Raw genomic sequence first — 303 nt, forward strand, 5'->3', positions numbered from 1 at the left:
TGTATAAGTATTTATATTGTAAATTTTCTTGATGGAGGTTTTATTAAAAATGGCAAATATTCATGTAATGGCTTTAGATTTTGGAAATGGTTTTGTAAAAGGAAGAATTAATGATGAAAATTTTGTAATCCCCTCGCGCATTGGTTATAAATCAAATACCGATAAACAATTAGAGGGTTTTATTAATAGTGAAATAGAGGTTAGTGAATTTGTTATTAACGACGATTATGAAAATATAATATTATTTGGTAAAGACTTAGATAAGACAACAAGCACGGGTAAAGATACTGCATCAACTAATAA

Annotated in this window: 1 pseudogene; it reads left to right on the plus strand. The window is 27.1% G+C overall.

The window, feature by feature from the left end:
• Positions 1 to 49: 49 nt before the first annotated feature.
• Positions 50 to 303 (plus strand): annotated as a pseudogene (locus D9V42_RS14880) (parM protein); the annotation flags it as partial.

This window comes from Staphylococcus pseudoxylosus (genome assembly GCF_003697915.1).
Taxonomy (GTDB): Bacteria; Bacillota; Bacilli; order Staphylococcales; family Staphylococcaceae; genus Staphylococcus; species Staphylococcus pseudoxylosus.